Raw genomic sequence first — 9,286 nt, 5'->3', positions numbered from 1 at the left:
ACAGATCATACGAGCTTGGAGTGGTAGTTCAGTTGGTTAGAATACCGGCCTGTCACGTCGGGGGTCGCGGGTTCGAGTCCCGTCCGCTCCGCCAATAAAAGAAAAGCCCTTTGGTTCTCTGAACCGAAGGGCTTTTCCCATTTCAGAAGCAGAAAAAGCGTCAACCCTCCCTCGCCCCGAATATTTTTGCGTTTTTCAGCAAAAAAAAGCTTTTATCCCATAAGAATAGTTGCGCAAGGGGGAAAGCGCCCCCTATAATAGTGCCTCTTCCAGACGTGGTGACAAACGTCGGGATAGTTTTCTGGGTATGCGGGTGCTTAGCTCAGTTGGTAGAGCGGCGCCCTTACAAGGCGTAGGTCGGGAGTTCGAGCCTCTCAGCACCCACCACCAATACAGAAAATTATCCAGTGCTTCATGGATCAGCAACACAGATCATACGAGCTTGGAGTGGTAGTTCAGTTGGTTAGAATACCGGCCTGTCACGTCGGGGGTCGCGGGTTCGAGTCCCGTCCGCTCCGCCAATAAAAGAAAAGCCCTTTGGTTCCCAGAACCGAAGGGCTTTTCCCATTCCGGGACCACAAATGCTCTAGAATCAGCGCTCCTGCTGACTCTGCCGCTCCTGCCTCGATGCGCTTGCCCCGTAGTACTCATCCCTATATCGCTCTGCGGCTGCGCCTGGCCCATCATGCTTTGCTGCAATTTGCCGCCAGCCTGACCAGTTCCATGGAAATCTTCTTTTTCCTGGCCGGCCCCGTCTTGCTGGGCTTACTCAGCGTCATCGCCTTGCCCGGCTTTCTCGCCGTGGGCCTGCCCTGGCCCGCCGCCCTGGGCCTGCTGGGCGCGCAAGCGTTGTTCACATGCCTGCCCGCCTGGCTGCTGCGCAAGCGATTGTTGCCGGCCCCCCTCGCCGCCTGGCTGCGCCAGCTGCCCTTGCCGCCGCGCCTGCGCTGGCAAGCGGATGTCGCCGTGGCCGGCCTGCTGATGCTGCCGCTGGGCCTCGCCTATGCCGTCTCGGCCAGCATCTGGCTGGCGCAGTCGCCTCCCTGGCTGCGCCCGATTGCCGCACCCGGCATCGCTGCCACCATCGCCGTCTGGCTGCTGGCCTGGCTGTTGACAACGCTCATCGTGGCGCAGCGCCTGCGCGCGCCGCGGCCCGCAGCAGGGGCGCGCCCGCCAACGATGACGACGTACGTGCCGCAACGGCCCCGCTGGCGCACCGCGTACCTGTGGCGCCAGCTGTTCTGGCTGCCATTCTGGCGCAATGACAATGTGATCGGCCTGCAGCAAAGCGTGCTGCTGGCCACGGCTGGCGCCAGCATACTGGCCTGGCTGCTGCGCGCACCGCTCGTGCCTGCGCCACTGCTCGGTTTGCTGGCCAGCGCCAGCCTGGTCATTCTGACGGACCGGGGCGACAAGGCCGTGCGCGAGCAGATTGCTGTGCTGCGCCCCACGCTGAACGCCTGGCCCATGGCCAGCATGGCCTTGACGCGCCTGGCCTGCACGGCCAGCCTGCTACCGCCGTTTGCCGTGCTACTGGCAGGCGCCGTCTTGCTGTACGCCACCGATCCCGCCGCCTTGCGGCAGCGCGTCACCAGCGTGTACGCCATCACCGCCAGCCTGGCCCTGCTGGCCATCGTCGGCCTGCCCCGCCTCACGGCGCGTGGCCGAGTCGCCCTCGTCGTCCTGTCCATCCTTGCCTTGAGCGCCATCGGAAGCGAATTATGGAATTGAACCTGTCGTCCCCCACCTTGCAGATCGAACACCTCGATTTCCACTTCCCCACGCACAGCGTCTTCCAGGGCTGCAATCTGCAATTCGGCCCCGGCATCACCTGGCTGCGCGGCGCGAACGGGGCCGGCAAGACAACCCTGCTGAAGCTGGCGGGCGGCGCCCTGCTGCCCGCGCGCGGCGCCATCCGCCTCGATGACGTCGACAGCGGTTTCATGCCGCTGGCCTACCGCGCGCAAGCGTTCTATTGTGGCGGCGACGCGCCCGCCCTGCCCTGGCTGCAAGTGCACGAATTTCTCGGCCTGCACCTGGCCCTGTATCCGGGCAGCGACCAGTCCCTGCTGAACGACGAGCTGAGCGCGTTTGCCATGACGTCGACCTTGCAGCAAAGCATCAACGCCCTGTCCCTGGGCCAGCATAAAAAACTGCAACTGGCGCTGGCCCTGGCCTTGCCCGTGCGCCTGCTGCTGATCGATGAACCGTTCAACGGCCTCGATGCGGCGGCCATGCTGTACCTGCGCGCGCGCCTGGCCGATCCCGCCCGCCTGGCGCGCCAGTGCATCGTGCTGACCAGCCACCTGGCGCCGGATGTGCCGCTGGCGGCCACGGTGGAAATATAGACAGGAAATACAGCTTTGCAGATCGACCAAGGACAGCTTACGATGCCGTGTTGCAAAATCCGGCGATCCCGGTGCAGCCATTACCCATAACACGGCGCGCTTATTCACCGCGCCAGGCTTATTCTTGGAGATTACTATGTTGAACACCCACCGCAGCGCCCTGGCGATTTTGTGCGCCGCCTTCGCCGCCTCGGCCATCGCGGCCGGTCCGACAGGCACGCCCGCCGACTATGGCAGCAGCGCCCCGCACGCCGCCGCCCAGCGCAGCATCGACCTGCAGCCCGACACGCGCCACATCAACGTCACGCGCGGCGAAACCGTCACCATCGCGCGCGCCGGCCAGCGTTTTACGTGGCACGTGCAAACCTTCAGCAACAAGACCGTCTTCGCCCTGGCCGAGATCGCGCCGAAGGACATGCCCGTCGATGGGATTCAAGTGTATGTGGCCGGCAACCCGCTGTACGCGGGCAGCTAAGTTTCTTCTATGCATAAAAAAAACCGGAACCACCTTGCGGCAGTTCCGGTTTTTCTTGATACGGCTAATAGTTACGCCGTCAGTGCTTCCTTGGCGGCAGACTCTTCCACCACTTCCTCGTCATCCGAGCGGATCAGGTGGTCAAAGGCGGACAAAGCTGCCTTGGCGCCTTCGCCGGTGGCGATGATGATCTGCTTGTACGGCACCGTGGTGACGTCGCCGGCCGCAAACACGCCGGGGATCGAAGTCTGGCCGCGTGCATCGACTTCGATTTCGCCGTGGCGCGATAACGCTACCGTGCCTTTCAGCCACTCCGTGTTCGGCACCAGGCCGATTTGCACGAAGACGCCTTCCAGCTCGACCTTTTTCGACTCGCCGCTGACCCGGTCCGTGTAGCTCAGGCCATTGACGATCTTGCCGTCGCCGTGGATTTCGGTCGTTTGCGCCGACGTGATCACGGTCACGTTAGGCAAGCTGTGCAGCTTGCGTTGCAGCACCGCATCGGCGCGCAGTTCCGCGCCGAACTCGATCAGGGTCACGTGCTTCACCAGGCCGGCCAGGTCGATCGCCGCTTCCACACCCGAGTTGCCGCCGCCGATCACGGCCACGCGCTTGCCCTTGAACAGCGGACCATCGCAGTGCGGGCAGTAGGCGACACCGTGGTTGCGGTATTCCTTCTCGCCCGGCACGTTGATTTCGCGCCAGCGGGCACCGGTGGCGAGGATGACGGTCTTGGCTTTCAAGATGGCGCCATTGGCCGTTTCAATCTGCACCAACTTGCCTGGCGTCAATTTCGCGGCGCGCTGGGTATTCATGATGTCGACTTCGTATTCCTTGACGTGCTGTTCCAGCGCCATGGCGAACTTCGGACCATCCGTTTCCTTGACCGAAATAAAATTCTCGATGGCAAGGGTGTCGAGCACCTGGCCGCCGAAACGCTCGGCCAGCACGCCCGTCTTGATGCCTTTGCGGGCCGCGTAGATGGCCGCTGCCGCGCCGGCAGGGCCGCCGCCGACGATCAGTACATCAAAGACGTCTTTCTTGTTCAGCGCTTCCGCCTGGCGTGCACCGGCGTTGGTGTCGAGCTTGGCGAGGATTTCCTCGACATTCGTGCGTCCCTGGCCAAAGTGTTCGCCATTCAGGAACATCATCGGCACTGCCATGATCTGGCGCGCTTCCACTTCTTTCGGGAACACGCCGCCATCGATGGTGGTGACCTTGATGCGCGGGTTGATCACGGCCATGGCATTCAATGCCTGCACCACTTCCGGGCAGTTATGGCAGGAGAGCGAAATAAACGTTTCAAACTCGTAATCGCCGTCGAGGTTGCGGATCTGCTCGATCACGGCGTCGTCGAACTTGATGGTGTGGCCGCCCACTTGCAGCAGCGCCAGCACCAGCGAGGTAAATTCGTGGCCCAGCGGCACACCGGCGAAACGCACGCCGATGTCGGAGCCGGTACGGTTGATGCTGAACGACGGGGCCCGTACGCCAGCGTCAAGGCGCTCGACCAGCGTGATCTTGTCGCTCAACAGGACTATCTCCTGGAGCAATTCCTTCATCTCGCGGGCTTTTGCGCTGTCATCGAGAGAGGCGACCAGCTCAAGCGGATACACCACTTTTTCCAGGTAGGATTTCAGTTGGGTTTTGAGGGTTGCATCTAACATGATTTTTTCTTCCTTTACAAATATTTAGGCGAATGCCGGGCCGGACGCCCGGTCCGGCATCGCGGTAACTACTTGTTTGCTACGTGCTGCATCGAGACTTAGATCTTGCCAACCAGGTCCAGCGATGGGGTCAGGGTTGCTGCGCCTTCCGTCCATTTGGCTGGGCAAACTTCGCCTGGGTGAGCGGCAACGTATTGAGCTGCCTTAACTTTGCGCAACAGTTCCGATGCGTCACGGCCGATGCCGTTGTCATGCACTTCCAGTACTTTGATGAAACCGTCCGGGTTGATGACGAAGGTACCGCGCAGTGCCATGCCTTCTTCTTCGATCATGACTTCGAAGTTGCGCGACAGGGTACCCGTTGGGTCGCCGATCAGTGCGTATTGCACTTTCTTGATCGCGTCCGAGGTGTCGTGCCATGCCTTGTGCGCGAAATGCGAATCGGTCGAGATGCCGTAGACATCGACGCCCAGCTTCTGGAATTCAGCGTGGTGATCGGCCAGATCTTCCAGTTCGGTTGGGCAAACGAAGGTGAAGTCGGCTGGGTAGAACACGAATACCGACCACTTGCCTTTCAGCGACGCTTCCGTCAGATCGACGAATTTGCCATTGTGGTAAGCGGTTGCCTTGAATGGTTTAACTTGGGTATTGATCAGCGACATTTCATTTCCTCTCGTGTGGTGAATCAGTAAGACCCTAGTGTAAGGGGTTTTATTCCATATGCAAAATTGATTGTCGCAATAGTTTCAATTAGTTTTAGCTATCACGACGCCATGGGAACTCCATGATAGGCAGTTCCCACAGGATTGGATAGCGGTGACAGTGGATACCCCTGCCACCGCCAGGTGTTTAGTTCTTCAGTTCGTCCGGTACCTTGCCACCGTTTTCCGCCAGCTTGATCATCACCTGGCGGTGCAGCCAGATATTCATGCTGGCCGAATCATTGGTGTCACCCGTGAAATGCAGCTCTTGCGCCAGTTCCTTGCGCGAAGCCAGGCTGCTGTCGAGTTGAAGCAGTTTCATCAGGTCGACGATGGACGTGCGCCAATTGAGTTTTTCCGCGTTCTTGCTGGCCAGGTCGACCAGCACCACTTCCACGTCCACCACGGGCACGGCAGCCGCTGGCGCAGCAGGTGCAGGTGCGGCCGCCGGTGCTGCGGCAGGTGCTGTCGTGGCGGCGGCCGGCGTGGCTGCCGGGGCAGCGTCGGACGAATGGTGGAAGATCTTGTTGTAGATATTGCTGAAAATGCCCATGAGGTCACCTCGAGTTGAGTGAATGGAAGAAATATTGCCTGCGCACCCGGTGTAGGTACCGGTGACAGCAAAGCCGGGCGCAGGCGCCAGCCCGTCGAGTATAAGCCCGTTCAAGCCAGGAGCCCTGTCCCGCAGGCTTGCGTCAGATCTGGTGACATGCGACGCCTGTTTCAAGGGTGCAAGGGCCGCTGCGCGTGCAGCAGGGCATCGAACGCTTCGATGGTCAGCGGCGGCGCAAACAGCTCGCCTTGCGCAAAATCGCAGCCGATCTCCAGCAGCAGCGCGCGCTGCTCTTCGGTCTCCACCCCTTCGGCAATGACCTGCAAACCCAGCTTGTGGGCCATGGTGACGATGGCTTCGCACAGCACCAGTTCGCTGGCACCGGGCGCCAGCTTGCGCACCAGCACGCCATCGAGCTTCAGGTAATCGATGCCGCACTGCTGCAGCTGCGTCAGCGAGGCGTGGCCGCTGCCGAAGTCGTCGAGGGCGATCTGCAGGCCCGCTTCGCGCAAGTGCTGCAGGCGGGGCGCCATGCTATTGCCGCTAGGTAAAAGTACATCTTCGCGCATATCGAGCACGATGGCCGAGGCCGGCACATCGAGCGCCATCAGTTGGCGCAGCCAGGTGCCGGGCGCCTCCACTTCGCGCTGCAGCTCCAGCGGCGACTGGTTCAGGCACAGTTGCAGCCCCGGCAAACCGATGGCATGGCCCTGCGCGCGCCAGTGCAGCAGTTGCGCGGCCGCCGTGTGCAGCACCCAGTCGCCGATCTCCACGATCAGGCCGCTGCTTTCGGCCAGCGCCAGGAAATCCGGCGGGCAGACCACACCCCGCTGCGGATGGTGCCAGCGCAGCAAGGCTTCCGCCTTGGCAAGCTTGCCGCTATGCAGCTCGACGATGGGCTGGTAATACAGCTGCATCTGCTGTTCGCGCAGGGCCGTGCGCAAATCCGCGCCCATGCGCATGCGGTTGACGGCCGCCACCTGCATGGCAGGCGTAAAGTAACTGTAGCGGTTGCGCCCCGCCCCTTTCGACACATACATGGCCTGGTCCGCCTGCTTGAGCAAATCCTCGATCGTGCCCGCGTCGTCCGGATACAGGGTGATGCCGATCGAGGCCGAGACGAACGCCTGCTCCTGTCCCAGCAGAAACGGCGCCAGCAAGCCATCGAGTATCTGCCGCGCGATACGGTCAACTTGCTGCAGATCATCAAGGTCGGACAGGATTACCGTGAATTCATCGCCACCCAGGCGCGCTACCGTGTCCGTCTCGCGCACGCCCACGCGGATGCGCCGCGCCGCCTCGATCAGCAAGATATCGCCCTGGTGGTGGCCCAGGGTGTCGTTGACTTCCTTGAAGTGGTCGAGGTCGATGAACAGGATGGCCACGCGGCTCGCATCGCGCCGCCCCTGGGCCAACGCCTGGCGCAGGCGCTCGTGGAACATGCGCCGGTTCGGCAATTGCGTCAGGGTATCGAAATTGGCTTGCTGCCAGATCAGCGCTTCCGTTTGCCGCTTGTCCGTCACGTCTTCCAGCATGCACAGGTGGTGCGGACCACCGTGGCGCGCCGTGGCGATGGCCGTCACGGAAGCGTCGACCCACACCACGCCGCCATCGGGCCGCACGATGCGCTTGGCATGGCGAAAGCCCTGCAGGCTGCGCGCCAGCAACTGCGCCACCTGCTCTTGCTCGCCGGCCACATCGTCGGGATGGCTGATTTCCATCCAGCTCGTTTGCTTCATGTGCTCCAGGCTGCGCCCGCTGATGGCCAGGTAGCGCGGATTGATGTCGAGAAACTGTCCGCTCACGGTATCGATCAGGGCGATGCCCATGGGCGCTTCTTCGAAGATGGTGCGAAAGCGCAATTCTCCCTGGCGGATGGTGTCCTCCGTGCGGCGGCGCTCGCGCGCCAGGTTATTGAAGTGAAAGGCGGCCGACACGGCCAGCAAGCTGCCCGCCAGGCCCAGCGACAGGTACAGCCAGCCCAGATCGGCGCCTGGCACGGCACGGTACAAAAACCCCTTGTAGACGCGGCTGTCCGTGGCATTGCGCGGCAGCACGCCCATGCTGGCATACGTGTCGGCGATGTGCTGCCAGCGCTGGGGATTCATGTAGCCAAGCTCCACCAGCACGGGCTGCAGCAGCAATTCCATCTGCTGCGCCTCGTACAGCAGGTGCGCGCGGTCGTGGCGCTGGCTGTACTTGGCAAGAATCACGCGCGCCATTTCCTCGCGGTGCGCCATCGCATATTGCCAGCCGCGCAAGCTGGCCGCGCGGAACGCTTTGACACGCTCGGGATGGCGGCGCATTTCGTGCTCGCTGGTAAACAAGTTGTCGCCGTAGAAATCGATGCCGGCCGTGCGCGGCGTAAACTGGTAGTAGGAAAAGCCCGCCCGGTCCAGGTAATCCGGTTCGTTGGTGGAATATGCGGCAATCGCATCGACCTTGCCATCGATCAAATCCTCGATACGGTAGCTGGGCGGCAAGTGGCGCATCTGCTGCGGCGCGACGCCCATTTTCGCCAGGAACAGCGACACTTCATCAGCCGCAAGCGCCACGTCGGCGGCCGTACCGATCATGACGGGCGCCCCCACCAGCTTGCGCACGTCGGGCGCGCCGCCATGCTGGCGCATCAGCAGCACGCTGGGCGAATGCTGGAACACCACGGCCAGCACCACCACGGGCTTGCCCGCCAGCCGGCTGAGCAACAAGGTGCTGTTGCCCACGCCATACTCGGCCTGGCCCGCCAGCACGGCCGCCTCGGCCAGCCGTCCGCCACCGCCTTCGACCAGCTTCACCTCCAGCCCCGCCTCGCGGTAATAGCCTTGCTCGATGGCCGCGTAATAGCCGGCAAACTGGAACTGGTGCGTGAAATTGAGTTGCAGGGTAACGGGTTCCAGCGCCCGGGCTTGTGTGGCCAGGCACAGCAGCAGGAGGAAAAAGCCGCGCCAGCCGTGCGCCAGCCTGCCGGCGAGCGGCAAGACAAAGCGGAAAGCGTCGGGGGCTTTCATCGGCATGGCGGAACACCACAGGAAGCTGCCGAGCTGGCAGGGGTAAGGCTATTGTAGCCGCCCCTTTTGCCGATGGATAATTATTTCAGTGAGGACAATAGCGTTGATGTTTTTGGCAAACAATTTCGCGTTTGTTTGCGCTAGAACACGACGCCGGCCACCAAAATCACGTTGGCGTACGGACTGCACTCGCCCGTACGCACGATGGCGCGCGCGCCCTTGCTCAATTGCTTGAACTCGTCGTGCGTCACCTGGCGCGCATCGGGCAAAGCCAGGGCCGCCACCTGCGCCGCCATGGCCGGATTATGCTGCGGCAACTCGCTGGCGAGCAAATGGTATTCCACCTGCATTTCGCTTAATACCGTGTTGACGGTATCGATGAAGCCGGGGATGCCGCGCGTCAGGGCCAGGTCGATCAGGGGCACGCCCGGTTGCGACGGCAAGCCCGCGTCGCCGATGACGAGCATGTCGCCATGGCCCAGCGATGCGATGAGTTGCGACAGTGCGATATTGAGCAGCGGTGATTTTTTCATG

General features: G+C 62.1%; 8 protein-coding genes and 3 tRNA genes. 6 read left to right on the top strand and 5 right to left on the bottom strand.

The genetic code is table 11. The features are described from left to right. The first annotated feature begins 17 nt into the window (after positions 1 to 17). The 6 genes from IGS58_RS28635 (at position 18) to IGS58_RS28610 (ending at position 2,823) form a co-directional block, all read left to right on the top strand. Positions 18 to 94, top strand: a tRNA-Asp gene (locus IGS58_RS28635). 217 nt (positions 95 to 311) lie between these two features. Further along, positions 312 to 387, top strand: a tRNA-Val gene (locus tag IGS58_RS28630). Positions 388 to 444: 57 nt separating this feature from the next. Beyond that, a tRNA-Asp gene (locus tag IGS58_RS28625) sits at positions 445 to 521 on the top strand. Positions 522 to 633: 112 nt separating this feature from the next. After that, positions 634 to 1,731, top strand: a complete 1,098-nt coding sequence (locus IGS58_RS28620) for a hypothetical protein (RefSeq protein WP_230523282.1) — start codon at positions 634 to 636, stop codon at positions 1,729 to 1,731. Further along, the gene (locus IGS58_RS28615; RefSeq protein WP_230523281.1) at positions 1,722 to 2,348 is read left to right on the top strand and encodes an ATP-binding cassette domain-containing protein; all 627 of its coding nucleotides are present in this window, start codon (positions 1,722 to 1,724) and stop codon (positions 2,346 to 2,348) included. The genes IGS58_RS28620 and IGS58_RS28615 overlap by 10 nt, the downstream gene beginning before the upstream one ends. Positions 2,349 to 2,484: 136 nt before the next feature. Continuing rightward, a complete protein-coding gene (locus IGS58_RS28610; protein ID WP_176381305.1) occupies positions 2,485 to 2,823 on the top strand; it encodes a CzcE family metal-binding protein in 339 nt (112 codons plus the stop codon). Positions 2,824 to 2,894: 71 nt separating this feature from the next. Here IGS58_RS28610 and ahpF read toward each other — a convergent pair whose 3' ends face one another. The 5 genes from ahpF to rbsD all read right to left on the bottom strand — a co-directional run bounded on the left by ahpF (position 2,895) and on the right by rbsD (position 9,285). Further along, entirely contained in the window at positions 2,895 to 4,490 is a 1,596-nt protein-coding gene (gene ahpF / locus IGS58_RS28605) for an alkyl hydroperoxide reductase subunit F (RefSeq protein ID WP_034780871.1), read from the bottom strand. A gap of 98 nt (positions 4,491 to 4,588) precedes the next feature. Further along, positions 4,589 to 5,152, bottom strand: coding sequence for an alkyl hydroperoxide reductase subunit C (gene ahpC / locus IGS58_RS28600; RefSeq protein ID WP_034753905.1), 564 nt, complete (start codon positions 5,150 to 5,152; stop codon positions 4,589 to 4,591). Positions 5,153 to 5,339: 187 nt separating this feature from the next. Next, a complete protein-coding gene (locus tag IGS58_RS28595) occupies positions 5,340 to 5,744 on the bottom strand; it encodes a DUF3597 domain-containing protein (protein ID WP_034780875.1) in 405 nt (134 codons plus the stop codon). A 170-nt stretch (positions 5,745 to 5,914) separates the two neighbouring features. Next, entirely contained in the window at positions 5,915 to 8,758 is a 2,844-nt protein-coding gene (locus IGS58_RS28590; protein WP_230523280.1) for an EAL domain-containing protein, read from the bottom strand. Between the two features lie 134 nt (positions 8,759 to 8,892). Continuing rightward, on the bottom strand, positions 8,893 to 9,285 hold the full coding sequence (gene rbsD / locus IGS58_RS28585; RefSeq protein ID WP_034780878.1) for a D-ribose pyranase: 393 nt from the start codon (positions 9,283 to 9,285) through the stop codon (positions 8,893 to 8,895). Between the last annotated feature and the right edge of the window lies 1 nt (position 9,286).

The organism is Janthinobacterium sp. EB271-G4-7A, assembly GCF_020858075.1.
GTDB classification, from domain to species: Bacteria; Pseudomonadota; Gammaproteobacteria; order Burkholderiales; family Burkholderiaceae_D; genus Janthinobacterium; species Janthinobacterium lividum.
The sequence above is the reverse complement of the archived record's forward strand: the minus strand, read 5'-3'. Positions and strand labels throughout refer to the sequence as shown.